The sequence below is a fragment of the Candidatus Propionivibrio aalborgensis genome (assembly GCF_900089945.1).
Classification (GTDB): domain Bacteria; phylum Pseudomonadota; class Gammaproteobacteria; order Burkholderiales; family Rhodocyclaceae; genus Propionivibrio; species Propionivibrio aalborgensis.
Window position 1 is genome coordinate 25,241 of sequence record NZ_FLQY01000246.1, and the last position, 24,785, is coordinate 50,025.

Here is a 24,785-nt window from a genome sequence, read left to right on the forward strand (position 1 = left end):
TTACAACAGGCCGAAGATGGCTGATATTCGGGATGCAGCGAACCTTGCTTCAGAACTCACAACAGATATCATCTTGTCAGGCCAATCGACGTCTCAGGAAACAAGAGGCCGCTCGCCCGGGATGTGCGCTGACAATCGCGCTTCGTACTACGCACAACACCATCCGCGAATTGCTCCCAGTTGAATCTCAACGAAATACATCCTCATGCCACGCCTGGAACATAAGCACGTTCCACAACCAGTGCTGCCAGTTCCGCCTTCCCGAAAGGTGCTCCTGCCACTTGCGGCGTACCAGTTCCGGCTGCAGGAAGCCTTCCTTACGCAAGCGGCTTTCGGCAAGCAGGCTCTCAGCCCATTCGCGAAGGGGGCCGCGCAGCCATGCATCCAGTGGGATGCCGAAGCCCTGCTTCGGACGATCCATCAGGCTCCTCGGAACATATCGATAAAGAACCTGGCGAAGCAGCCACTTGCCCTGCCCGTCGCGGATCTTCATAGCCAGCGGCAGCCGCCAGGCGAACTCGATCAGTTCATGATCCAGCATGGGCACGCGGGTCTCCAAACTTACCGCCATGGCAGCACGGTCCACCTTGGTCAGGATATCGTCCGTAAGATAGCCGACGATGTCGTGGAACATCATTTGCTCGCTGAAATCTGTTCTGGTGCAACGAGCAGCTTCGGCATCCGCCCAGATCGCCGTCTCGCCCCCGCCAATTATGAGGGAGCCTGAGTCGCGGTGCTGTGAAACCAGTCGCCGATACAGTTCGGCTGGGGAATCGACGTCTATCACGCCGGCCAATTTGTGAATTTTGTCGCCCAGAGCGGGCAGGCGCATGTGCCGCCCCAGCACCGCGCGTAGCGGGGCCGCCAACCCATCCCACGCTTCAGGGGGCAGCGCTGTCAAGGCACGTCCAATCATCCGCCGCAAACCCACCGGCAGTGGGCCGATGTGCCGCCATATCGATCGTCCCCAAGAGTAGCGATTGTAGCCACCGAACAGCTCGTCGCCGCCATCCCCGGAAAGCGAGACCGCGACATGGCGCCGCGCCAGCTGCGCCACGAGGTAGGTAGGAATGCCGGAAGAGTCCCCAAACGGCTCATCGAAGATGTGGGGTAGGCGGGGGATGACGGCAAGCGCATCGGCCGGCGTCACATAGAGCTCGGTATGCTCCGTGCCAAGATGTGCCGCCACGGCCTTGGCATGCTTAGCCTCGTCATAGTCTCCTTCGGCGAAGCCGATCGAGAATGTCTTGACCGGCTTCGCCGACAGCGCCTGCATCAGGGCCACCACGGTCGAGGAGTCGATCCCGCCCGAGAGGAATGCACCAAGCGGCACATCCGAGATCATTTGGCGACCAACCGATTGCCTCAACAGGGACTCCAATTGATCAACTCCCTCAGCATCCGTTAGGTCGGCCAGTTCACTCACATTGGCAACGCTCCGTGCCGACCAGTAGGCCGCTGGTTCGGGCCAAGTACCTGGCGCAGTCTCAGCTGAAATCGTCACAAACGTTCCGGGAATCAGCTTTCGAATCCCGCGATAAATCGAGTGAGGCAGAGGGACGTAGCCGTAGCGCATGTAGTTCGCCGCCGCATCGCGGTCGATTTCACCTTGCCAGCCCGGAAACGCGCACAGTGTCTTGAGTTCCGATCCGAAGGCAAAGGTGCCAGCCAACCATCCATAGTAGAGAGGCTTCTCGCCGAGACGATCGCGGGCGAGGACGAGGCGGTGCTCGAGGCGGTCCCACAGCGCCAGTGAGAACATGCCCGTGATACTACGGAGTGTCGTATCAATACCCCAGACTTCAAATGCTGCGAGCAGCGTCTCGGTGTCGGAGTGCCCCCTCCATGACTGCCGATCGGCGAGCCGCGCCCGCAGTTCCATGTGGTTGTAGATTTCGCCGTTGAAGACGAGTACGTAACGGCCGCCAGACGAGTGCATCGGCTGATGACCAGCCGAAGACAAATCGAGGATCGAAAGGCGACGATGCGCCAGCGCTATACCGCTAAGAGCATCTTCCCAAATGCCACTATCATCCGGCCCTCGGTGAACAATGGCATCGGCCATGGCGCGAGCATGGCGCGCCAGGGATTCGACACAGCCCGGTCGATCACTGGGAAAAAGGCCGGCTATTCCGCACATGCCGACAAACCCCCTCGCTGACATCTGTGATTTGCATGATTACTACGCCTGACCATTCCGAACCCAAATCTCCTTGTACAGAGCCTCGTATGCCTGGACACAAGAGGCGATCGAGAAAGATGAAATGACGCGCGCTCGTGCGGCATCACCCATGGTGGATCTACTTCCTGCATCCAGGATCAAGATAGCCAACACCTCAGCCAGCCGGGATGGTTCCGATGCAGATACAACATAACCGCATTTCCCGTCAGTCACCGCGTCAGCGTTACCACCAACATCCGTCACTACCATCGGTAGTCCTGCAGCCATGCTCTCCAAAACAGCATTGGAAAATCCCTCTTCATGCGATGGAAGCACCCCTATATCACTAGCAGCGAGCAGGTCCTGAACGTCCTGTCGCTCCCCGAGGAACTGAACTTTGTCGGAAATACCTAGTTGCACTGCCTGCCTCCGCAAAGAGGGCAACTCCCCCGCATCGCGCCCTGCAAGCAGCATTACACAACTCTCGGTGAAGACAGGCCCCAGCATGGCCAGCGCCTCAAACAAATCTGCATGACCCTTGTAACGAAAGAGGTTAGCAACGCAGATCAATACAACGACATCATCTGATAGCCCAAGTCGGGTTCGCACTTCCTGGCGTTTGACCTGTCGCTGATACCCTGACGAAAATCGATCGGCGTCTACGCCGTTATAGATCAATCGAATACGATCAGGAGGCGCCCCTTCGGCAAGGAGATCGTCAACGACGGGGCTCGAGTTACCCACCAACGCCGCCATGTGCGAGTGCAAACGACGTTCGAACCATGCGGCGACAGGGTGTTGTCGCTGGTAACCATTTCGACTGCGGCGACTCATCAATACCAACGAACCTGTTGCAAGTCCGACCGGCGCAGCAAGAAGATACGGCTCCGGCAAGAAGCAATGAATCAACGCACGACATCCGACGAGACTTGTTGCGAGTCCAACTAGCGCGCCGAGACGCGATTCTGAAGCGGGCCAGACATTCAGCCCACTTTGCGAGAATGCCTCACGAAGCGTTCCTCCGGGATACAGTGCCAACACGCTAACCGCAAACTCCTCACGATTCAGGCGAGGGAGCGTTTGCAGCAAATGCTGTTCCGTACCGCCACAATCGAAACTACGAGTTACTGCGACTATCGGAATGGGGCGCATAGATTCGACGGTAGTTCTCTGTGAAATTGCTGCGGCCAAGCGAGGCGGCGAAACGACCGGCTACCGACAGGCGGTCAAGTGACGGCAGTCGGAGACAGCCACCCTCGACGGTCACAAGGTTGCCCACGGCCGTAGCGATGCGCATAGCATACGGCACGGCTTCACTGGTCACAACTGCAAGGCCCGCCAAGCCATATTCGGCAAACTTTGTTGGCGCGGCTACCCGATTGGTGCGCAGAGGCTGGCGTAGCAGAAAGCCGACATCTGCAGCATTCAGGTAGGCGTTAACCTCGCCGAGAGCACAAGCGTGGACTTGAAAGCTGCCCTGCGGAAGACGGGCGAGTTCGCGCTGAGCAGCCACCAGTGCCGGCGTAAGCACCAGCAGGCGACTGCGAGAATCCTTGTCATAGGCTTCCGCGAAGAACGCAACCGTGTCGCCAAAGCCTTGGTACTCGGTAAGGCTGCCACTATAGACATATACGGTTTCTCCAGCTGCATAACCGAGGTGCCCGCGGGTTGCCGCACGCAGCTTGGGGTCAAAAAAGAACAGCTCCTCATGGGCCGCGCAAGGCACGATTTCAACAGGTTTGTCTCCGACCAGTTCGCGGTACCGGTCATGCAACTCCTCGGTGACGAACAGTGCACCGCTACAGCATCGAGCCGCCACTCGCGTATAGCCACGGAGCTCACGCACGCGCAATTGCACCAGCAGGCCGAACCATCCGCGGCGACCGGCAATGCGCTCCTCAACCTCGGCCGTCGAGTCGCCGCGACAGTCCCAAATCAACTCGATACCAAACAGGCGTGCCACCGGCCCCGCCACAGCAGCAGAATAATCGGTGCGCGCATGGATGTGGGTGAAGTCCCGGCGGCGCGGAAACAATCGCCACGCAAACAACAGCACATTGATGGCATAGGCCAGCGGCGAAAGTGGCCGCACCGCACGGTACAACAAGACGGGTGCCTGTGCCAGCCGTTCCGCAGCCCCGAGGCGAGAGCGGGAACTTTGCATGAGGGCGGCAAGACAGGCGAAAGCCCATACCTCGAATTCCGCCACGCGCCTTGCCTGGAGCATGCGCACGGTGGCCAATACCTGCGATTCCACCACCGTGGCCGCCAACCCCTCGAAAAGGAGAAAGAGGACCTTAGGCTTTGCGGCCATAGCCAATACATGGTGGTGGCGCATCACCGAGGGGCGCGAGTTGGCCTTCGGAAACGGCGTCCCATATCTCCAAGACATCATCCCGAAAGCGCACCAAGCGATGTAGCGCGCCCTCGTCGGCCACGATCCGCCCGGCAACTGCGTCAGGCTGCCAGCAGGTGCATTCGGCAGCGGCTTTCGGTGTCAGGGAGAAGAGCGCCGCACCTGGGGTAGCCACCGCCCAGTCGCGCGCCCGTGGCACATCATGTGCTGACGCAGATCGGTACAGATTGCGCGCCTGCGGATCGGGCGAGTAAACATAGGTGCCCGGATCTTGTATCAACGGCCTCCCCCTCAATACGATGTCAATGCCGAGGTTATCGTCGTGAAGGTGTCCGTCCGGCGTGCCGGGTGCCGACGGACCGGAGCAGCGAAAGGCCACAAAGTCATCGTCGCGGCGAAAAATGTAGAGTCCGAAGACGGGGTAGGCGACACGGCGCCAGGGATTCGCCGATCGCGCCAAGGGAAATCGCCTGACCCGCCGACATGCATCAGGTCGTTGATTGATTTCCGCCTCGATCGCTGTTGTATCGCCGCGGTCGCCCGGCATCGATACCGGCTCAGGAACCTGCCCCATCCACTCCCCGGCCAGCGCACGCACCACCAAGCTGTCTAACCAGTGGGTGGCAACGGGCGGTGAAAACAGCGCGTCGATAGATTCGATCAGCGCGCGATGATCCAGATCGTCGCGTCCGGGCGGGTGGCCACCGATTGCCACCGGATGCAGCCAGAAGAGCCGGCCGGAGTCAGTGTCACCGATCTGGCTGATGCGTCCGTCTGAACGGCTTACGGCTTCGCTGAAACGGGCCGCCCGCCAGAGTCGTTGAGCGACCATGGGGGAAACAGGCACTGACTGTCCAGTCGCGTCGGAAAAACCCGGTACGGGTGGCGGTGGAAAGCGCGGGCGCACCCGGATCGCACCCGGCTGATAAGATGTCAATGCGGGTCGTCTCGACTCCGCTAACCCGACGGCCAAAGCCACGCCAAAAAGAACCAGCTCGGCTGCAAGGCGATGGTAGCTCGTCGAACCCTCGTAAGAGCTGCCCTCGGCGTGGAACTGGGTCAGTGCTTCGCCCGTCAACTCCCGCACCGCGAAGGCAAGCCAAGCGTCGCTGCGCGGCGAGGAATCAAGCCGTGCGGCCGCATAAAGCAGGCCAACCAGGTTGGCCAGATAATGGTTAGTGCGATTGACTTCGGACCACTCCAGGTGACCTGCAACGAAAACGGCATGATCGGTGACGCTGCGCGAGACAAGCGCATACTCCGATTGGCCCAATCCGAACCCACCGGATGCCAGGATATCAAGGGTAAGCAGCCAGTTCGCCGCACGAATTGCCACATCCATCGCGCAGGCCCAGTTGACCCCGAAGCGCGGCGGATTGGTAGCAATGAAATCGAGTAACTCGGCACGGATTTCGTCGACATAGAGGCCGGCATCCGCAAACCGAGTATCGCCCGATGCTGCCCGCAGCGCGCAAAGCGCGAGCTGGGGCAGGTGCTGCATTCGGGCAAGTTCCCGCGGCACTTTGATGTCGACGCCCGCGACGGAAGCGATACGGATATCAAGATGGTAGGTCGACTCAGACCAACGAAAGCCCGACTTGAAATCGAGCTGCCAATCAATCGGGATGTAGTTGGCGCGGCCAATCAACCGCCACGCACGCTGCGCAGTTGCCAAATTGGCGCGGTTGATTCGACCCCTTAGCCAGTACCCGGCCAGGTCTGCATTCACCGACGGGGCGATCGGATAACGATATCCGTCGAAGCCTCCGCATACCGTTCCGTGGGCGACCCGCACCCAGCCCGAGCCAAGCAAATTGAACCGGTGTTCCATGTAGGCCGGTGCAACCGCCGCGAGATAGGCGCAAAGAGCCTCAGGCATGTCCTCGCTGCGCAGCCGCAGCGCCACCGGATGCACGTTCTCCCGCCCGTCGCCGTGGCTCTTCAGAAACGTGTCGCACAGGCGCTGCAGCTCACCTCCCGCAGTCCTCCGCAAACGGCCGACCGCCTTCACCAGCAGCAGCCGCAGCGGATAATCGCGAAACTGGCTCGGGATGGCGAAGGACACCGAGCTAGGCTTCCTTGGCGCGGTGAAGCGTGAAGTGCCAAGTAGCGGCCGCCCATGCCGGCAAGTAGTCGGCCAGCTTCGTGTTGAACTCGATCAGCACGTGCGGCCGGAGAAACGTGGCGCCGCTCAGATCCGCTCCCATCACGCTTCCATTGCGCAGTTCGGCCACTTCCAGCCCCGCACTGCACACAGCACGCTCGAAGCTGCGCCGCGTGAAAAACTGGACATGGCCGCAGGCATGATTGTACGGCAGCCCCTCTTCCTGCCTTGCCAGACCTCCGCCGCGCAGACGACGCCAGACCCATCGTAATGCCTCATAGAGGTGCAGTTTCCGATCCACGTACTTCTCGATCTCGGTCAGTCCGTATCCATTGGGAATCGAGCCGAGGACCATGCCGCCGGGTGCCAGCAGCGGCAGGTGCGAACGCAGTATCGCCGAAGGGTCATCCAGATGCTCGAGCACTTCAGAGTAGATAAGGATGTCAAAGCGCTCCCCGGCCGGAACGTGGGGCAGAAACCTCGCATTCCGCTCGCCGAAATGGGCGCGGGCGTAGTCGAGTGATGGGGCATGAAAGTCGACGCCGAGGTAATCCACACCCTCACCGATCACATAGTGACCAAGTGCCGCCCCGTTGCCACAACCAAAGTCGAGAATACGCGGCGTCGAATTGACTTGCTGCCGATATCGCCTGATTCGCTCGAGAACGAAACAGATCTTCTTGGCCGTGGCGTAGACGTCCTCTGCTGGCAGTTCTGGGCGACCTAGCTCCCTCATCCCGCCTCCCCTAGCCGAGCGGTGAGCAGCAGCAGAGGGCCTGCGCAGGGGCCTGTCGGCTCCAAATTGAACCCGTGAGCGGCAATCATCTGAGCCCAGTTGCTAGGGCAATGTCTGTTTCGTGACAGGCGCAGATACGCGGCGCCTTCCGCCCAACGCCCCCGCTCAAGCCACGCGCCGACGAACGGCAGGCGTAGAAGAAGACGCTTCAAAGCCTCGCGCTGCCGGTGCGGATGACGGCTGTCGGGAACAGTAGCCAATAGCCAGCCCCCAGGCACGAGAAGCCTGTGAAGCTCTGCCAAGGTTGCATCCAGATCAACCACGTATTCCAGCACGCTGGAGCTGATAATTGCGGCGAATGATTTGTCTGCATAAGGCAGCGGGCCATCGCCACAAGTGTTCCAGTTGATCTCACTCGCCGCATCATCACGCCGCGCGGCCTTGATCATCTCCAGCGAAACGTCGCAGCCGCTCATGACGTAACCACGGGTCGCCAACCAGCGGGCGATCACGCCGGCACCGCACCCGAAATCGAGTACGGCAGCGTCCGGCGCCACACGTTCGGCCAGCACATCTGAAAAGCGTGCCAGACGCGCCGTCATCGATGGGTCGTTCTTGTAACGGTCCGCCCAATCACCCGCCAAGCCATCAAAAAAAACGCGCGCGTCAGTGGCCGTGGCATGCTTGTCAGTCATCGTCGCCACCCGGCAATCCTGTACGCGAGCATAGATCGGTATGGGAGCGTGCCCGCTTACGAAAGGATTCGCCGGACGTCACAGGGCTACCCCTCGAAAGTGGTCGCGCAGCCCGTCGGTCAAGGCATCGGTAAGGCGGATCAAAAATGCAGCGCAAACGATGATTATCACGTTGAAGAGGATAAATGCCACACTTCTGACCATCCACGAAAGATTGGGAATGTCGAGACCAGCAATGTAAATGGCATTGATAATCGCCAAGGCAAGAGCGTAATGATTTATGTAGATGGGATAAGATAGGTTGCCGACGGTTCGGTCGTGACGTCGCGTCAGACGAAACCGGCCCACTGAATACTCCTGCCGGCCACCAAGAATTACCAAGAAGCCGGCGAGCAAAGTCAGCACATACAGCCCCACCACCAGCGATGCCCCGCTCATGTTGGGTCCAGCATAAACGCCAAGTTGCACGCACGCCATTGCGCCAGCGGCGAACAGTATCGCCAGGAGTAACGGGCGCCGCGAGCCCTCGCAACCGTAGTAAGAGATCATGACGCCAAGCAGAAAATGAGGTGCCCACTGCATATGGAACACCAACGGAATCCTCGCCGCCAAGTCGCCCCATTGAGACCCGCGCAGAAAGCCGCCGTAGTTCAGCGTGCCAACGGCGAACATTCCGAAGGCGGCAAGCAAAAAAACTGTACCAGCACTTCTTGTCCCGACGAATCGTGCGCAAAGTGAATGCAGAAACAGAGCCCAGTAGAAAATCATCTCGGTAAAGATCGCCCAAGAGTACCTGACGAACTGGTAATAGGGCTCCGGTGTGATGCCAAAAAGCTTCGCGATGCGGCTGTCCAACGGGAACAGAGGCGCCAACAGCGACAGAACCGCGTTTTCGTAGGATATGGCGCCCTCTGGAATCGACTCAAGCCGGACACCGGCAGTACCGATGTGCAAAATGGCAAAATGCACTACGATCGATACGACCGCAGCAACCAAGAGTGGAGGGCCAATACGCAGGTAGCGATTGATGATAAAACTGAAACTCCTGAGCGAGTACCAGTTAGCCACGGCTTCCGCCATCAAGTAACCCGAGAGCACGAAGAAGACGCTCACCGCGACGTTTCCGAGTTGTAGTTGGGGCAACCACCCTGAGAGTTCCGGAATGAAAACAAGAGTGCTGTGACTCCATAACACCATGAGGGCCAAGACGAAGCGAAAGACACCTTGCATCTTGTAGCCGTCAGCGAGAACCTCCGGAGGCCGGGCTGCTTCAGCCACCAGCATTGGTTTCCTGTACAACCGATAGCTTCGCCTGGATATCAAGCGCCACTTGGGTCGCCTGCAGTTGTTGCCAAAGGGGAATCGGCCAGTCGCCGCCATTACGGACGGCTGAAGAAAAGGCCGCAACTTCCTCGCGATGCCCCTTCTCCATCCGCGTGGTCTCGAAATTCCTGATGCCTTTCGCCCCGACCGCATCGAACCGCCGGTAGTCGTCTACGCTCAACACTTTGCCGTCCACATAGACATCGACACGCTCCTTGGAATGTCCGGCTGCGCCAAGCGCCGTATAGGTCAAGGTGGCGACCGATCCATCGTCGAAACTCAGGGTAGCAACGAAGTTGTCGCTCGGTCCATAGTGGGCAGTGCCGGAGCTTATGGCAGCAACGTCGACACGCCGTACGCGGGCACCCGTCAACCGGGTAAAGAAGTCATAGAAATGGCAGGCCTCGCCCAGGTTGCGACCACCTCCTTCCGCACTCTGGACCCAGTGGTCACGTGCGATGAAACCAGCATTGACTCGGTAGTTGATAATCATCGGCGCGACACGATTCGCCGTGGCGCGAGCCAGCGCTTCGGCGTAGGGTGAGAAACGCCGGTTAAAGCCCACCATCAACACGGGCGCGCCATCACCTGCAGCTTCGTAGAAGTCGCGGATGGCGTCGAGTTCCGCCTGGGCCAGGCACAGCGGCTTTTCCACGAAGACGTGTTTTCCCGCCTGCAGCGCCTCCAGCACCAGCGGCCCGTGCGTGTTGTGACGGGTGGCGATCATTACCGCATCGACTGCGCGATCGGAGAGTACCGCATGGTAGTCCGTCGAGGCGAACTCGGCGCCGAACTGGCGGGCAACATTCGTTGCATTGTGGCCTTGACGCGTGACCACCCCGGCCAGACTGAACGCCTCCGGCATCGCGGCGACGATCGGCATCAGTGTGCCACGAGCGAAGCCGCCGGCACCGAGCACGGCAAGGCGTATGGCACCGGGCCGGCCGCTCCTGGCGCCCGGATTGGGAACACGTCGTACCGGCTGCTTCTCATCGTTGACAGGATACGAGAGCAGAAGTGCGAGCGGCCGGGCATCGCCTGTCTGCAACGCCTGATAGGCATCGCCTGCACGTTCGACCGGATGGACGCCCTCGATCAGCGGCGCGATTCTGAGCCGTCCGTCAGACATCAGGCGCAGGCATTCCTGCATATTGCGGTTTTCCGTCCAGCGTACATAGGCGAGCGGGTAATCGAGCCCCGCCTCCTCGTAGGTGCGGTCGTAACGGCCTGGTCCATAGGAAGTAGACACAAAGAAATCCAGCTCCTTGGCGTAGAAGTCGCCGCGTTGAAGATCGAGACCGACGTCGCCTACCAGCACCACCCGTCCCTTGCGCCGGCAACAGTGGAAGGCGGTGGCAACGATGTCGCTTGAAGCCGCAGCAGCAGTGACAATGACGCCATCCGCGCCATAGCCGTCAGTCATGCGGGCGACGTCGTCAGCCACCTTGCCGTCGTCGGGGTGAAGAGCCACCGCCATACCGTGAGCGACGGCCAGACTGAGACGCCTTCGGTCGAGGTCGAGGCCGATCACTCGCACACCGTTGGCGTGTAGCAACTGCTGGGTGAGCTGGCCGAGGATGCCGAGGCCGATGACCACGAACGTCTCGCCCAAGGTCGGCGCGGCGCGGCGCACGCCCTGCAGAGCGATGGCGCCAAGCGTCACGGTGGATGCGTCGGCAGTCGAGACTCCATCCGGAATCGGCACCACCAGATTGCGTGCCACAGCGACCATCTCGGCGTGATAGGCGCTCTGCGAGCCGCCACAGGCAACATGGTCTCCCACCGCAATGTCGTCGACGCCCGCTCCCACCTCGATCACGACACCGGCCGCCGAGTAACCGAGAGGATGGGCTTCCTCCAGTTTGGCCTTGACGAGATCGCGGGTCTCCGCCAGTCCATGGCTGCGTACCCGGTCGATTACCTGCTTGACATCCTTCGGGCGCTGCAGGGCGCGCTTCCAGAGGGGAAGGTTGCTGGTGCGCACACCGCTCATCTCCGTGCCGACCGAAATGCAGGAGTACTCGAGACGCACCAGCACATGACCCGCCTCTGCGACTGGCGCCGGGACCTCTTCGACTGCAACCCCGCCGTGGCGGATTAGCACCTGTTTCACTGTCTGCTCACTCCTTTTTGCACTGCTTTTGCCGCGCCGGCGCGGAGAACATCCCCGAACGCGGCCCGAATGCGCGCCGCGTCGTGGTTGCGCCCCGCCGTGGCGCGGGCGCCGGCCGACAAGCGTACGCGCAACTCTCTATCGATGATCACCCGGCGCAAGCCTTCGACAAGATCCCGCAGATCGCGCCGGTCGACCACTTCGGCCCAACCGGCTTTCAGCGCATAGGCGATTTGCGCAGTAGCTGCCGGACCGTATGCGAGAACTGGAGTGCCAACGGCAAGGTAGGCGGGCACCTTGGTCGGCATGGAATACCGGATGAATCGCATGCTCTCCTGGTCGAAGTTGACCGGCAAGAGCAGCGCATCGGCAGCGGCGATACGACGGAAAAAGGCCTCGTCGTCTTCTATTGGCGGTTCGATTCGAACCGCCGGGTCGATTGCGAGACGGGCCCTGTAGCGCGCACCGTGATCGCTTGGTGTAGCGATAGTGAGGGTCGCTGCGACACCCTCGGCATTGAGCTTGGTCACGGCATGGCAGCAATCGACCAGCGATTCGAGCTGGGCATTGGGGAAGATCGAGCCGACGTAGAGCAGGTCCGCCGGAGAGCCGGTTGCGAGCGTGGCTTTGGAAAAGGAGCTCCACCGGGCCAGATCAACGGTGTTCTGGAACGGTTGGAACGTGCGCCCGTAGCGTTTCCGATAGGCGTCACACATTGCCGGCGAAATGCCTAGGCACTGATCGGCAACCGACATGAAATGTCGCACCCAGCCCTGCATCCGGCGCTGCTGCCACGGTCCCAACAAGCCCCTGCGATGATTGGCAGCCGCCCAGTCGTCCATGACATGCACCGCCAGGGGAAGCTCGAACCGGCGTCTGATCTGCTCGATCAGGCTCATCATGCCGTTGGAGCCGAGAATCGTGTACAGCACTTGGGGGCGGAAGTCGGCGATCCAACGTTCCAATTCCGGAGTCAGACAGGCCCTTTCGGGAAAGCTGTCGCCGAGGATTCGAAGTGCCATGCTCTTCATGCGCGATGCGTCCCCGATCCGGCCTGCGGCAGCCTCTGGGGCTGACGCGGACACAGCGCTCGCAGCCCGATAGCGACGACGCAGGTGGTCGAACGGCGGAGCAAAATCCAGTTCCCCGGCACCGAGGACAAAGTATCGTTCGCACACGTCATCCGTGGTGGACTGCGGGTCGTTGTGCACCGTCGCCAAGGCCTCCTTCGGCCAACCCCGAAACAGACTGGAAAACGTAATTCCCCCGCCGCTGATGCGATTGAAGGCGACGGGGGTGACAAAAAGTACGCGTGGATAATCGTTCATGCGACGAAATGCCCTCGGCCTGGACCTGCAATCAGGAAACTACGGGGCACACACATGCCCGGCGCAGTTCGTCAATTCCGGCTTCGATCGACATTTTCGGCATCCACCCGGTAGCCTTGTTGAGAAGCGTGGCGTCAAGCACGTTGGCAGCCACATCAAAGCCGCGGAGTGGCAAGTAGCGGACCACAGTATGGCTTTGGTCTTGCCCGGTCACGATGCCAGCGAGGCGCAAAATATCATTGTTGGAGTACCCGATGCCGGTACCGATATTGTAGGTAGCGCCGACAACTCCTTCTGTCAGACTGGCGACGATCCCGGCAGCAACGTCGCTTACATGAACGTAGTCACGCACCACACTGCCATCTCCGTAAATCTGCAGCGGCTGCCCGCAAGCTGCGGCCCTTACTGCAGCCGTGACAAAGCCGCCGCCCATTCCGCCGTCGCATCTCGCGCCATAGGCATTGCCCGGCCGCACGATGACCACGGGAAGTCCCTGAAGGGCATGATACATCTGGGCATACCGCTCAATGGTTAACTTGGTGATGCCGTAGGGCGAGATAGGGTTGGTCGGCGCGCCCTCCAGGATCGGCAGACTGGCGGCATTGCCGTAGACAGTGCCGCCAGATGATACGAGAACGAACCGGCCGACGCCTGCGGCAGCAACCTGTTGAAAAAGCGTGACCGTGGGCGACACATTTGCAATCAGATCATGGATCGGGTCGGAAAAGCTGGTGCTCGGGACCGTTGCGTATGCCAGATGAACAATCGCATCAACGCGGGTCAGCACCTCGACCAAGGCATCTCTTGCATCGTAGGCAGTTCTGATGTACTCGACCTCGGCGGGCAGGCCTAGCGGACGCGGCGACCGGCCAATCACGATTGCGGCGTCTTCGCGCGAGAGCAGCTGACGAACCAGCCACTGGCCGATGAAGCCGCCGCCACCGATAACGCAAACCTTCAATTCAGTCTCGCAGGATCAATGCAATGTTCCTGCGGCCTCCCCATAGCGCACGTAGCGATTTGCGGAACCCCGGAAATTTCAGCAGATGCTGCACGCCATGTTGCCCGGCCATGCGACGAGCTTGCCCAAGTGCAGCCAAGTAAGGGCGGTAAACCAGTTTTTTCACAGCCTCAGGCAGCGGATAGGCACCCCTGTACATTAGCGACAGCCGGCATGTGATAGGCTGAAATCCCTGAAAATGAAAGAACAATAATTCCTCGCCATCGACAAGAACTTGCGTCCCCTTTTGGGTAAAGCAGTAGCGTCCAACGTTCCAGGGCGCAACGTTGAGCCCCTTATGTACGACTCCCGGCGCCACATGAAACTGCTCCACCAGTTGCTCAAGGTACTTCTGGTCTCCGTACGCGCCTTCCGTCGGACGAGAGCTGACCGCTCCGGCACAGAGTCCTCGCCAAGTGACCAGGGCCGCCCTCCCGGCCTTACTGTTCCGGAATGCGGCAAAGCCCGCGTTGTATCGTCCGGCCGTTGCTTCGAATTCAGCAAAAGTCGGGGCAAAGTTGTGCGGTGTAAACACGCAGTCAAATCCATTCCGACCCATCAGCGCCGGTGAAATCCGACCGAAGACCAGCGAGTCGGCATCCAGGTAAACGGCCCACTCGGCATCCGGGTAAGCGTCCAGAACATGTGACAGTAGGAACGGCTTGGTCGTCCAGCAAAACTCCGCGACATTGCGCCCATCCTTCAAGGCGAGCAACTCGCCAAAAATAAATGAGTCGGGGCCGAGGACTTTGGCGCCCGGCAGGTCCATCTTTGCCAAAGCTGCGGCGGAAGCTGCATCCATGCACCCGAGAAGCAGCACATCGTCAGCGTTGTGCGAAGCAAAGGATCGTGTCAGGGCTATCGCTCGATCCAAATAGCCGCTGTCGAACAACGTAGTGTATACAATCATGCTATCGAACCGTAAAAACTACCGTGGTCGAGTGCCCGCGAGGGCGCATTTCCGCAGGTAAAATCCCTCTTCGTAGCATCGGCACCAGCATGGCTGCAATCTTACTGTAGACGCGAAGTCGGAACGAATCGTCGACCAGACCGATCTTCTGCTGTCGCGCGTCCAGGCCCCGGATCACCAGCGCATTCAGATAGCCTTCCAAATGCTCCTCTGCCAAGATGTCGTTGAAGATCTTTCGGATTTCCAGCCCATACAGGCGCGCGATTGAGCGCAATGCCTCGTCGCTCCACCATGAAACGTGGTGCGGAGGACAGTTCAAAATGTTATTGATTGCGAATCGAAGGAACGAGTCTGCACTTGGTACCGAAACTATCAGACGACCGCCCGGTTTCAAACACCGAATGCTCGCGTCAAGGAAACTCCTCGGGCCAGCTACGTGCTCCAGGACTTGGAATGCGCAAACGACATCGACAGACGCCGGATGCCGCCTCGAATACTCCTCGACCGTCTGTGAGAAGACAGTCAGGTGGCGCGCGCGGGCCTCGGCTGCCGCTGCGCCGGACAGCTCCAAGCCAACATAATGCTCCGTGCTGATGTAATTTGAAAAATTGCCGTCTCCACAGCCGATATCAAGCACGCTATCCGACTGGCCGATCTCCTGTGCCGCAATCAGGAACTCCTGCTTTTCCTTGATGTAATACCATCCGTGGTCCCGCAGTGCCTGGTAAAAGCACTCTGGTCCGGTGATAGCGGGGTAGAAAAAGCGGAAGTCACAACCCTTGCACCGGTACGACGACAGTTTGGTAACGTCCGAAAAGAGATCGCTCACGTCGATACCGAGTGTTTCGCGGTAAAGCTTCACCAAGACAGGCGGAGCCAGCGTCCGATGAATCTCTGCACTATTTCCATGACATAACGGGCACTGCATGCCTTCAACAGATTCTGTCACCGGAACGTTTTCATGCTTTGAAGCAGATATCATCGATCGTTCTCCGGTAATGCACGCTGCTCATCCTGCAACAAGTCGCTCACTGCATCTTTCGCTATCCAGGCAGCAAGGGTTCGCAGGTCTTCTCCCGGTTGCCATGTTCTGACAGGCACAGTTCGCGTATTCTGTGCCAAGTCTTTCAATCCATAGGTATTGGCGTTGAAGTCGAGGAGAAACGATCGCATTGGAAGCGGACGAAGAGTGAGCGCCCCATAATAGTGCCGACGCGCAAGACTCCTCGTTTCAGAATCCAGCTTGGGCTGCAAGTGCAGCGCAGAAAGTACCTGTGCGTACTCTTCACGGGATCCGGGGTCGATGGTGAAGCCAAGGCCGGTATATCGGCCGGTACCCGCCGTAACTACGGGGATCCCGAGACAGGGTAGTTCCATCCCAATGGTCCCTCTTACCGTCAGACCGACGTCTGCAACGTCGAATAGCGAGGCCGTGTTGATAGGTGTATCCGCAGGCATAATCTTGACGTGATCCGGCAACTTGCCGAAAGCCTGCGTCAGCGCCTGCACTTCAAGTTGCTCCAGCGGCGCATCATCCATTTGCGAACGCCAGACGTTCACCGGATGAACCTTGACGATCCAGTTCACCCGGGGGTTGGCGATTGCCAGCCGAACCGTCTCGACCAGCCATTGCTCATAATCGTCATAGAGACTTTCCCCGTAGAAGAACGTTGCGTCATACAGGATGTGAGCAAAGATCACTGCTGTCTTGCGGGCGGTATCAAGCGAAAGGAGTTGGCGAACCTCATCCGCAGGCAACCGCTTCTTTCCGTCCTGCAGCTTCTGACGGTTGTACCAACCTCCATCCCGGTAATTTGCCTCAATCGTTTCAATTACCGCCTGATCGTTCTTTTCCGTCCAGGGAAGAGACTTGAGCTTCGCCCATGTCGCGGGAGACAAGGCCATCGGATGCATCGCCCTGTTTGCGAGGCGATAGCGGGTGTACATCAGGGAATCGGAGCGTGGAGCACCAAACCACTGAATTGAGTCGCAGCCCGAAAGCAGGCAAGCATCGAATACCTCTCCCGCCGGGGTATAGCCGCGTTCATTGAACAGAGCCCGGGCAGGTTTCACCTCCGATATCAACATGGTTGCTGCATCCGCTGCCTGGATCGAATCCGCAAGAGCCCCCAGTACGAGCGAACGGACGCCCTGGTCGGAAAGATCGAGGCGGCCTTCGCGACGAATGCGAAGCACCTTGGAAAGCGCATTGCGGCCAATTCGCACACCTGCTCGCTCGATTCCAGACAAGTCGGCTGTCGTCACGGCATTCCCCATGAGCCGCTCCGCCTCTACCTCGCCTGGCCGACGATGAACCGCTGCCAGGTACTTGTTGAAATAGGCGAACTCGACGTCAGGGCATGCCGCCCGATAAAGACGCTCCAGGATCGGCTCCCGGCGAGGCAGCAATACGGTCGAACGAAGACCCTCCTGCGACAAACAGCCGGCGATGAGTGACTCGACCTTTGCCGTACCTATCATTGTGAACAGATCGCAAACAAGAACCCGGCCACGAAATGCGGGGCGCGCCTCGGCGCGCAAGCCCGACAGCATTCGCCGCCAGGCCAAGGCGTCGATTTCGAGCAAAGCCCGACGCCACGCGCGGCGGGGAAGCGGCAGAATCCGCTTCAACTAAATGCGATCCCGGAGCCGACGCTCGGCCGCAGCGAGATCTGCCGGGGTATCGATGTCGATGGACGACTCTTCGTCCATCAAATAGGGGATGATTCGCCCGCCGTAGATGAACTCCGGCAATCGTCCCGTGCGAGTGATATAGATTGCCGCTCCGTTACGCGCATAGGCCGGCTCCTTGTCCTGCCGACGAGTTGGCTGTGATGCGTCGAGAAACGACTCGAGGTAACCTTCCGGGGTCTTGCGCATTACCGAGTAGGGATTGAATATGTGCGGCACCGGAATGCAGCTGACAAGGCTGTCTGCAGTCGCATCAGCTTCGAATAACGCTATTGCATCGTCAATGTGCGCAGCAGTGCGCAACGGAGACGTCGGCTGCAGGGTCATTACAGCGTCTGGGACGTAACTTGTCTTCGCCATTTCGCGGACTACATGAAGCAGCACTTCTCGAGTATCTGCCTGGTCATCGGCAAGAGCTGCGGGGCGCATCAGTACCTCCGCGCCCAGGGCACGACTCACCGCTAGAATTTCGTCGTCATCGCTTGACACGACAGTTCGGTCGAGACATTTTGCGGCATGTGCTGCCAGGATAGAGTAGGCGATCAACGGACGCCCGGCGAGCGGACAAATGTTTTTGCGAGGAATCCCCTTGGAACCACCACGCGCGGGAATCACGGCCAATATACGCATCTCCGGTGGCTCTACTAGTAGGTGATTTGCTTCTGGACGTTCACCGGCCCCAGAAACGCCAGCTTTTCAGCGATCCTCTCGCCGGCTTTGCCATCCCCGTAGATATCCTGCATGGAATAACACCCATGGGAAATCTGTGTCGCGAGGGCATCGGCGATATCGGCAGCACTCGAACCCACATCCATGACATTGCTCCCGCGCTCTCTTGCCGTCTGGCGACTGCCGATGTTCACTACAGGCGTCCCGATGAATGCACCTTCACGAATGCCGCTCGACGAGTTTCCGACAAGACAAGCTGCCCGCTTCATCAGTTTGATATACGTCTCCGTCGGCAGATTCTTGAAAAAATGCATATTCTCGGCTTGGGTGTGTTCTCGCCATTTGCGCATGCCGCGTGCGATATCCTCGGAACCTGCATCGGCGTTCGGCCAAAGCACGATTGCCTGGATCCCGCGTTTACGCACCGCTTTCAGGGTCTCCGTGATTTGCTGCTCACCTTCGCCATATTCGGTCGTAACGGAATGCTGGCTGACGATCACAAAGGGTGTCCTCAGGTCAATCCTGTCGCCAACGCCGAGGTCGAATATATGGCTATCCAGATCATCGCCATCCTGTCGTAGGATTTCTGCCACCAGATCTATTCTCGGACAGCCGACGCGGAAAACCATCTCCGGCCGTTCGCCAAGCTTGATGATGCGCTCTGCCGCATCGCGGCTGGCGGGAAAGTGGATGTGGGCAAACTTGGTCACGGCGTGCCGGATGCTTTCGTCAATTGTTCCCGACACCTCACCGCCCATGGTATGGGCAACCGGAATGTTCATATAGGCGGCGGCCAGAGTCGTTGCCATGGTCTCGAAGCGGTCGCCGACAGTAATCACAACATCCGGTTTTAGCCGCTCGAATACCGACGGCAATTCAATCAGGCCGATGCCGGTCGATTTGGCCATGGTTGCCGGGGTTTCGCCCTCGATCAGGATATGCAATCGCTCATCGATCGCAAAGCCATCCCGCTCGATCAGGTTAACCACCTGGCCATAGCGATCAAGGACCGCCGAGGCCGTGGCGACGATCTGCAGTTCCAGATCGGGGTGACCCTGTATTGCGCGCATTGCGGACTTGATCGAACTGTAGTTCGCTCGCGATCCGATCACGGTACATATTCTTTTCATCTTTGCCGGTCCCTACTTCGATACGGATGCCAAGACACTGAAGTCGTCAGCACTGAACTTGTGGTCAGGGGGCAGATCCTTTGAGACAACACGACCGATGAGCTCGCGGTAATCGGCTGCAGAAATACCGTCGCCCGGCTTCTTGAAGCAAAGATCGGCCATGCATATGGTCTCACCCGCTTTCAGAGGCCGCGAGCTAACAATGCTTTTCTCGAAGATCTGCTTCATGTCGCGGAATGGCTCAATGTCGCCCTTGTCGATAGGCGAAGCCCACATCGCCCAGATTTCCCTCAGACCCGAGCAATAGGCTGTGAAACCATCCGGCTCCATGGCGTTGGCCGCATCGCTGCCATACATCCGGCGCGAAAACGTCAGATGCTTTTCAATGACCGTCGCCCCCATGGCGGCAGCGGCAAAGGCGGCGGCACAGCTCTCAGTATGGTCCGAATATCCGACCGGTAGCCCGTAGCGGGCCTTCATCTCATCAATCACGTTCAAGCCGACTCTTTCCGGCGGGCACGGATAGGCTGAAGTGCATTGCAGCACGGTCACCGGCCCGCCCACTTTCAGCGCCGCGACGGCGCGATCAAGCTCATCCCAGTTACTCATACCTGATGAAAGAAGAGCCGGCTTGCCCGTGGCCGCAATCTTCTCCAACAGCGGCAGATTGGTGACCTCACCGGAGGGTATCTTGTAGGCATCGACACCGACACGTTCCAGCAGGTCGACGGCCTCCAGTGAAAATGGTGAGGAGAGAAAGGTGACGCCCATGTCCGCGCAGACTGCTCTCAGCTCATTCCACTGCGCCTCGGTGAATGCAATGCGGCGAAAATACTCCAGCCGCGGCTCACCTTGAAAGTACGGAGGTGTTGGAGCGTTGGCCAACGTTTCCGCTTCGGCGATGTGAGTTTGAAACTTGACGACGTCTGCACCACAATCTGCGGCGAGCTCCACGAGCTTACGGGCATTCCCGAACGAGCCATCGTGGACCGAACCGATCTCAGCAATTATCTGAGGCACTCTAACTCACTCCCTGGTTGCCAGCCGCTCGGCCGCTTCCGTACACGTTGCAAACGCAAATGCGGTCAGTTTCCCGCTGGGTTCAAAGACGCGGCCAGTATCAAGCACCACGAGCCCCGCCCGATCGAGCAAACGCACCAAGCCAGTGGGACTGTACAAATGGCAGTGCAACGCACCCAGGATATTGTCCGTCGGCGGCCGCCTACCGATTGTCATCACATCCGGAACCTCCACGTAGATGAGTCCCTGAGCGGGATCGATGGCAGCTGCGACTTGTTCAAGAAGCACCTTCGGATCCTGAATGTGCTCCAGCACCTTGTTAAGAGTCAGCAGCTTGAAGCCGTGCAACTCCGGCTGACCAGTAAACAGTTCCTGCTTGACATCAAAAAGCTCCAGCGAGCGCAGATGGTCTGCCGCATGCGGGTCTGGTTCGAGAGCAACGCCAGTCCAATCGCCGGGAACCTGGCCAAGAAATCGTGAAAGGAAGACGCCCGTCCCCGCGCCGATGTCCAATACCGACAAGGCGCCTTTGGACGATCGCAGCGACTCCCACCGCGTCAAGGCCGCAATGATTCTGTCCACCCGCCCGGCGTTATCCGACTTGTGCGGTGGCAGGCTCATCACCAACGAATACTTCGCCCCGATATCCGAACCCGAAAAGTCCACTTCGTAATACTGGGCAGCAATATTCCTCAGCTTGCGCAGATTCTCGGGTTTCTGCCGATTCGTTGCACTGCCGCAGGAGAGGCAACCGACCCACGCACGACGATATTTTTCTTCGGATACCCCTGCGGCACGCTCGAAACGATCCGGCCGGTCGTGCGCCAAAACCGTGTCGCCAAGCTCCCCGCCGCAGATGGCGCAAGTATCGAGGTTATTGTTCAAGGCCATCATTTGCCAACGCTTTCATCGCTTGGTCAGTCTTTCGAGCAATCCGGTTTGTACCCGCTGCAAGCTGCTTCCTTGGGTAAGAAAACCATAATCAAGCGCTCTCGACGCTCTTGGGGGTCGCATGCACACCATCCAGCCACAAACTTACGTTCAACACTTGCCACAGAAACATCATGTGGTTTTCCTGATTCGTCCCGCTTCCGACAATGCGGACATGATCGTCGATCAAAGCCAGTACCCGGGCAGGATCAAACACGCCGTGATTCCTGAATCGCTGGGATGCAACCATGTCCCTCAACGCCGACAGCACCGGTCCACCGAACCAACGATGTGCCGGCGCATTCCACCCGGTCTTCTTTATCCGTGCTCGAGTGGGCTCCGGCAATACGCCGCGCATCGCCGTGCGGAGGAGCTGTTTCGTAACGCCGTCTCGAATCTGCAGCGAGCCAGGCACCCTGAACATGAACTCCACCAGCTCATGATCGAGAAACGGGTCGAAGTGCTCAAGCCCCACTGCTGTGCATTGACGATCTTCGGCGCGCAGGCAGCAAGGCAGGGTCTCGCGCAGCATGTCCTGATAGGTTCGGTTCTTGAGGTAGCTGGAAAACGGAGTATCCATAACCGGAGCGAATTTGCCCAGGTCGAAATAGTCTTCTCGAACTGCATCGGCGTAGCGCAGCATACGTTCCAGGTTCGGCAGGCACCGGCCAGGCTTCTGAAGATCGACCATGCCGGCCATCATTTGCTCGGCCACCTGGCGATTCTTGCGATGAATCGGGTGGTCGTGATGGCGCGCCCATGCATCGACTTCCCGTGCCAGGAGTTCCTCCTGCCCGCGCACCCTGAGGTCCGCGAAATACATCGGAAAATATTCGTACTCGCCGGCATTGAGTTCATCGCCACCGAGCCCACCGAACAACGCCGTATACCCGCGTTCCGCAACGACCCTGCTCAGGAGATGGTGGGACAACCACGTCGCCGTTGCCACCGGTTCGTCATGCACCCTGACCATATCGGACACGATTGCAAAGATGTCTATTTCATCGTCGAGTTCGACAGGCACCCATTCGGACACCCGTTCGACTACCACATCCTTGATCTCTTCACGCTCATCGTAAGTAGGATCCACATACACACTGGAGAACGCCACCTGCCTTCGGTTCTGAACCACGCTGCTGCAGCACAGGACCGAGGAAGAATCCAGGCCGCCGGACAAAGTAAACGCCGGTCGCTCGACCGCATTCACTCGGCGGGAAACCGACTTCATGAGCAATTCCCGGTAGCGCTCGGCCAGGGATTCTTCGCCGTCAGTCCAGTCCGGCTGCGGTGTCAGCATCCAATATGGCCGGCACCGCCAAGCGCCTCCAGGCGCCAAGCGACCCCAATGCGCTGCAGGCAACTGCCGGATGTTTGCGTACGGAGACTCCTCCGGGGCATTGTCGAAGGTTCGATAGTGCAGGCCAACGAAACGGGCAGCGAAACCGCGGTTGATGTCAGTCCGAAGACCGAGTGCCAATAGCGCGCGCGGCTGAGATGAGAATGCAAAACCACCGCCCGAAAGCTCTGAGTAATAGAGCGGTTTGACGCCGAAGCGGTCGCGTCCCAGCGACACGACACCATCGTTGGGCTCGTAAACGGCCACGGCGAAATCCCCGATGAGCCGCTCGAGCATCCCCTCGAATCCATGGCGACGGTAGAGCGCTGCGAGCAAGGCAAGATCGCCATCCGGCACGTCACCGATGTCCGTGCGGAGCTCGCGAGCATTCAGAATTCGTCCATCGATCGCAACTTGCAGGCCCTCGTGCGTTCCTGCCCCGCCCGTACCCGTCCGGTACCCCTTCCAGCCGAGCGCGCCCTTGCCGCCATTCGTGCAGCTGACCATGGATCCTGGAACAACCTCCAGCATGGATTTGACCTTGGCCGGCACGGTGGCCACGTCAAAGGGAGAAACAAGACCTGATATTCGGGACATTTTGGCAATATCTACAAAGAGGGTGCGGCGCGGACAGCCCGCAGAAAAGTCCAGGCATGAGGATAGCCGATCACCATCTCGGTCGTCCCCATCGCGCGACGGTCGACGACTTCCTCTACCTCGAAGCCATAGCTTTCTATGAAAGGCATGATCTCCCGTCGTGCATAGGTATTCACGTGAACCTTTAGCCGCACCCCGGGATCAAGGTATTCATCGACCACGTAGCGGCAATTCCCAACATCGGCGATGGACTCGCGCAATATGAGGGTCTTGCGCGCCGCCAGCAGCAGGCGTTCCAGCGGTCGGTGGAAATTGTCGATATTCGACAAGACATTCATGCACAGAACATGGTCTGCTGCGCCCTGAAAGTCCTCGAGCCGGCAAACACGCAGCCGGTCGACTGGAAGACCGAAAGCCGGCAACTCGTTCTGCCCGACTTCGATCAATTCGGCTGTCGCGTCGAAACCGTGATATTCGGCGTCAAGACCCCTCGCCGCGAGTGAGTGAAAAAAATAGCCACTACCACATCCCGCATCGAGAACACTGTCGCCCGGACGGAAAAACGGCGTCAGAAGCTCGGCGGCTTGGGCGGCGCACGTCATCTCCTCGGCCTCGCATCTCGCGCGCTTCCGGTAAAGCTCGCGAACGATGACGCTGTGCCGCCAGATGTTGTGGCCTTCGAAACCGCGGTTGTTGAGCTCCGCCTTCATGCGGCCGCCCCGACAAAACGAGTCATCACTGTACCCGACCTACCAGGATGAAAGCCGATGCAAGGAAATGGCCGCGCCAGTCCTCGGGATCCTCCATGGCAATGCTGGCTCGGCGGAACAGCTTCGGAACCGCGCTTTCGAACATGGGCGGCAGGGCATGAAAATGATAGAACAGGACCCGGACATCGACCAGCCCCAGAGACTCGGCAAGTGCGCGCATCTCGAAGGGATTGTGGGTCCGCGACAGAACTTCGTCGTAGCCGGGTTCCTCGGCATAGCCTTTGCGTACCGGTGGCAGATCCATCCTGAATCGCTTGTCGAGATCGTCAAGCGCCCGTTCGAGCGCGTCCCGCTCATCACCGGCAGCAGCAAGCAGTCCATCGGAATCGATCAGACGGTTCTTGAACAGGCCGCTGCTATAGCGATTGAGGGTAAACAGGGAGAACAGCTCGTTTCGTGCCTCGATCGCAACGAGCCCGCCGGGGCGCACGACAGTCATGAAGTTGCCGATAACCGTGGCATCGCTGCCATCCCGCACATGGGGCAAGACGCCGAAGCAAATGCCGGCGTCGTAGTCCTTCTGCCCGTCAGGCGCGCCGAGAAAGGAGCTCCGTTCCAACACACTACCCGTCCAGATCCGATCCGAAGCAATGCCATGGACAGACAGAACCCGCCGCGCCTCGGTAATCATTTCGGGCGTGAGATCGAAACCGTAAAGATTCAGTCCGAGGTCGACCAGGTCACGCAGCATCGACGCCGGCCCGCATCCCGCATCGAGCAGGGTACGTGCGCCGGCGTTCTGCAGCAGTGTGCGCACGATATCGGTGTGGACAGGCGGATAGGCCGCATCTGACTTGTAGTACTCGTCGTAGTAACGTTCGCCCCACGTCGAATAGCAGTTGCGCACGGCCTGCTCCACGCGCTCGCGATCAGACGATGTCGGTTTCACGTTCATGTCCGGAGTCGATCCTGTCAT

Annotated in this window: 20 protein-coding genes; all 20 read right to left on the reverse strand. The window is 59.3% G+C overall.

Going from position 1 to position 24,785, the window contains the following annotated elements; all coding sequences use genetic code 11:
* Positions 1-187: 187 nt before the first annotated feature.
* The 20 genes from asnB to PROAA_RS12060 all read right to left on the reverse strand — a co-directional run bounded on the left by asnB (position 188) and on the right by PROAA_RS12060 (position 24,764).
* The gene (asnB, locus tag PROAA_RS11965) at positions 188-2,164 is read right to left on the reverse strand and encodes an asparagine synthase (glutamine-hydrolyzing) (RefSeq protein ID WP_222102241.1); all 1,977 of its coding nucleotides are present in this window, start codon (positions 2,162-2,164) and stop codon (positions 188-190) included.
* 18 nt (positions 2,165-2,182) lie between these two features.
* Positions 2,183-3,313, reverse strand: a complete 1,131-nt coding sequence (locus PROAA_RS11970; RefSeq protein ID WP_281182267.1) for a glycosyltransferase — start codon at positions 3,311-3,313, stop codon at positions 2,183-2,185.
* On the reverse strand, positions 3,279-4,475 hold the full coding sequence (locus tag PROAA_RS11975; RefSeq protein WP_186411559.1) for a glycosyltransferase family protein: 1,197 nt from the start codon (positions 4,473-4,475) through the stop codon (positions 3,279-3,281). Before PROAA_RS11975 ends, PROAA_RS11970 begins: the two co-directional genes overlap by 35 nt.
* Complete coding sequence (locus tag PROAA_RS11980) at positions 4,459-6,582, reverse strand: heparinase II/III domain-containing protein (protein ID WP_186411560.1); 2,124 nt, start codon at positions 6,580-6,582, stop codon at positions 4,459-4,461. The genes PROAA_RS11975 and PROAA_RS11980 overlap by 17 nt, the downstream gene beginning before the upstream one ends.
* A 4-nt stretch (positions 6,583-6,586) precedes the next feature.
* Entirely contained in the window at positions 6,587-7,357 is a 771-nt protein-coding gene (locus PROAA_RS11985) for a class I SAM-dependent methyltransferase (protein ID WP_186411561.1), read from the reverse strand.
* Positions 7,354-8,052 carry a class I SAM-dependent methyltransferase gene (locus PROAA_RS11990; protein ID WP_186411562.1) on the reverse strand — a complete coding sequence of 233 codons (699 nt, stop codon included), beginning with the start codon at positions 8,050-8,052 and terminating at the stop codon, positions 7,354-7,356. The genes PROAA_RS11985 and PROAA_RS11990 overlap by 4 nt, the downstream gene beginning before the upstream one ends.
* Before the next feature lie 78 nt (positions 8,053-8,130).
* Complete coding sequence (locus PROAA_RS11995) at positions 8,131-9,330, reverse strand: acyltransferase family protein (RefSeq protein WP_186411563.1); 1,200 nt, start codon at positions 9,328-9,330, stop codon at positions 8,131-8,133.
* Entirely contained in the window at positions 9,323-11,488 is a 2,166-nt protein-coding gene (locus PROAA_RS12000; RefSeq protein WP_186411564.1) for a bi-domain-containing oxidoreductase, read from the reverse strand. The genes PROAA_RS11995 and PROAA_RS12000 overlap by 8 nt, the downstream gene beginning before the upstream one ends.
* Entirely contained in the window at positions 11,485-12,816 is a 1,332-nt protein-coding gene (locus PROAA_RS12005; RefSeq protein ID WP_186411565.1) for a glycosyltransferase family protein, read from the reverse strand. Before PROAA_RS12005 ends, PROAA_RS12000 begins: the two co-directional genes overlap by 4 nt.
* 31 nt (positions 12,817-12,847) lie before the next feature.
* A complete protein-coding gene (locus tag PROAA_RS12010) occupies positions 12,848-13,777 on the reverse strand; it encodes an NAD-dependent epimerase/dehydratase family protein (protein WP_186411566.1) in 930 nt (309 codons plus the stop codon).
* 1 nt (position 13,778) lies between these two features.
* Positions 13,779-14,726 (reverse strand): hypothetical protein, encoded by a 948-nt coding sequence (locus PROAA_RS12015; protein WP_186411567.1) that lies wholly within the window; start codon positions 14,724-14,726, stop codon positions 13,779-13,781.
* Position 14,727: 1 nt separating this feature from the next.
* Positions 14,728-15,708, reverse strand: a complete 981-nt coding sequence (locus PROAA_RS12020; RefSeq protein WP_222102242.1) for a class I SAM-dependent methyltransferase — start codon at positions 15,706-15,708, stop codon at positions 14,728-14,730.
* Positions 15,705-17,357: a hypothetical protein gene (locus tag PROAA_RS12025; RefSeq protein ID WP_186411569.1), complete on the reverse strand. Its 1,653-nt coding sequence runs from the start codon at positions 17,355-17,357 to the stop codon at positions 15,705-15,707. Before PROAA_RS12025 ends, PROAA_RS12020 begins: the two co-directional genes overlap by 4 nt.
* On the reverse strand, positions 17,358-18,047 hold the full coding sequence (locus PROAA_RS12030) for an acylneuraminate cytidylyltransferase family protein (RefSeq protein WP_186411570.1): 690 nt from the start codon (positions 18,045-18,047) through the stop codon (positions 17,358-17,360). It lies immediately after the preceding gene.
* A gap of 14 nt (positions 18,048-18,061) precedes the next feature.
* On the reverse strand, positions 18,062-19,216 hold the full coding sequence (gene neuC / locus PROAA_RS12035) for a UDP-N-acetylglucosamine 2-epimerase (RefSeq protein WP_186411571.1): 1,155 nt from the start codon (positions 19,214-19,216) through the stop codon (positions 18,062-18,064).
* A gap of 12 nt (positions 19,217-19,228) precedes the next feature.
* Complete coding sequence (locus PROAA_RS12040) at positions 19,229-20,236, reverse strand: N-acetylneuraminate synthase family protein (RefSeq protein ID WP_186411572.1); 1,008 nt, start codon at positions 20,234-20,236, stop codon at positions 19,229-19,231.
* Positions 20,237-20,242: 6 nt separating this feature from the next.
* The gene (locus PROAA_RS12045) at positions 20,243-21,130 is read right to left on the reverse strand and encodes a class I SAM-dependent methyltransferase (protein WP_186411573.1); all 888 of its coding nucleotides are present in this window, start codon (positions 21,128-21,130) and stop codon (positions 20,243-20,245) included.
* A gap of 88 nt (positions 21,131-21,218) precedes the next feature.
* On the reverse strand, positions 21,219-23,099 hold the full coding sequence (locus PROAA_RS12050) for an asparagine synthetase B family protein (protein WP_186411574.1): 1,881 nt from the start codon (positions 23,097-23,099) through the stop codon (positions 21,219-21,221).
* Positions 23,100-23,110: 11 nt separating this feature from the next.
* Positions 23,111-23,809: a class I SAM-dependent methyltransferase gene (locus tag PROAA_RS12055; protein ID WP_186411575.1), complete on the reverse strand. Its 699-nt coding sequence runs from the start codon at positions 23,807-23,809 to the stop codon at positions 23,111-23,113.
* A 25-nt stretch (positions 23,810-23,834) separates the two neighbouring features.
* Positions 23,835-24,764 (reverse strand): class I SAM-dependent methyltransferase, encoded by a 930-nt coding sequence (locus PROAA_RS12060; protein ID WP_186411576.1) that lies wholly within the window; start codon positions 24,762-24,764, stop codon positions 23,835-23,837.
* Positions 24,765-24,785 lie beyond the last annotated feature (21 nt).

Coding starts and splice junctions, on each gene's coding strand:
- PROAA_RS11985 (WP_186411561.1), bottom strand. CDS start 7,357: ATGAGGGAGCTAGGTCGCCCAGAACTGCCAGCAGAGGACGTCTACGCC.
- PROAA_RS12020 (WP_222102242.1), bottom strand. CDS start 15,708: ATGATATCTGCTTCAAAGCATGAAAACGTTCCGGTGACAGAATCTGTT.
- PROAA_RS12045 (WP_186411573.1), bottom strand. CDS start 21,130: ATGATGGCCTTGAACAATAACCTCGATACTTGCGCCATCTGCGGCGGG.
- PROAA_RS12050 (WP_186411574.1), bottom strand. CDS start 23,099: ATGTCCCGAATATCAGGTCTTGTTTCTCCCTTTGACGTGGCCACCGTG.
- PROAA_RS12015 (WP_186411567.1), bottom strand. CDS start 14,726: ATGATTGTATACACTACGTTGTTCGACAGCGGCTATTTGGATCGAGCG.
- asnB (WP_222102241.1), bottom strand. CDS start 2,164: ATGTCAGCGAGGGGGTTTGTCGGCATGTGCGGAATAGCCGGCCTTTTT.
- PROAA_RS12060 (WP_186411576.1), bottom strand. CDS start 24,764: ATGAACGTGAAACCGACATCGTCTGATCGCGAGCGCGTGGAGCAGGCC.
- PROAA_RS12005 (WP_186411565.1), bottom strand. CDS start 12,816: ATGAACGATTATCCACGCGTACTTTTTGTCACCCCCGTCGCCTTCAAT.
- PROAA_RS12030 (WP_186411570.1), bottom strand. CDS start 18,047: ATGCGTATATTGGCCGTGATTCCCGCGCGTGGTGGTTCCAAGGGGATT.
- neuC (WP_186411571.1), bottom strand. CDS start 19,216: ATGAAAAGAATATGTACCGTGATCGGATCGCGAGCGAACTACAGTTCG.
- PROAA_RS11975 (WP_186411559.1), bottom strand. CDS start 4,475: ATGGCCGCAAAGCCTAAGGTCCTCTTTCTCCTTTTCGAGGGGTTGGCG.
- PROAA_RS11990 (WP_186411562.1), bottom strand. CDS start 8,052: ATGACTGACAAGCATGCCACGGCCACTGACGCGCGCGTTTTTTTTGAT.
- PROAA_RS11970 (WP_281182267.1), bottom strand. CDS start 3,313: ATGCGCCCCATTCCGATAGTCGCAGTAACTCGTAGTTTCGATTGTGGC.
- PROAA_RS12055 (WP_186411575.1), bottom strand. CDS start 23,809: ATGAAGGCGGAGCTCAACAACCGCGGTTTCGAAGGCCACAACATCTGG.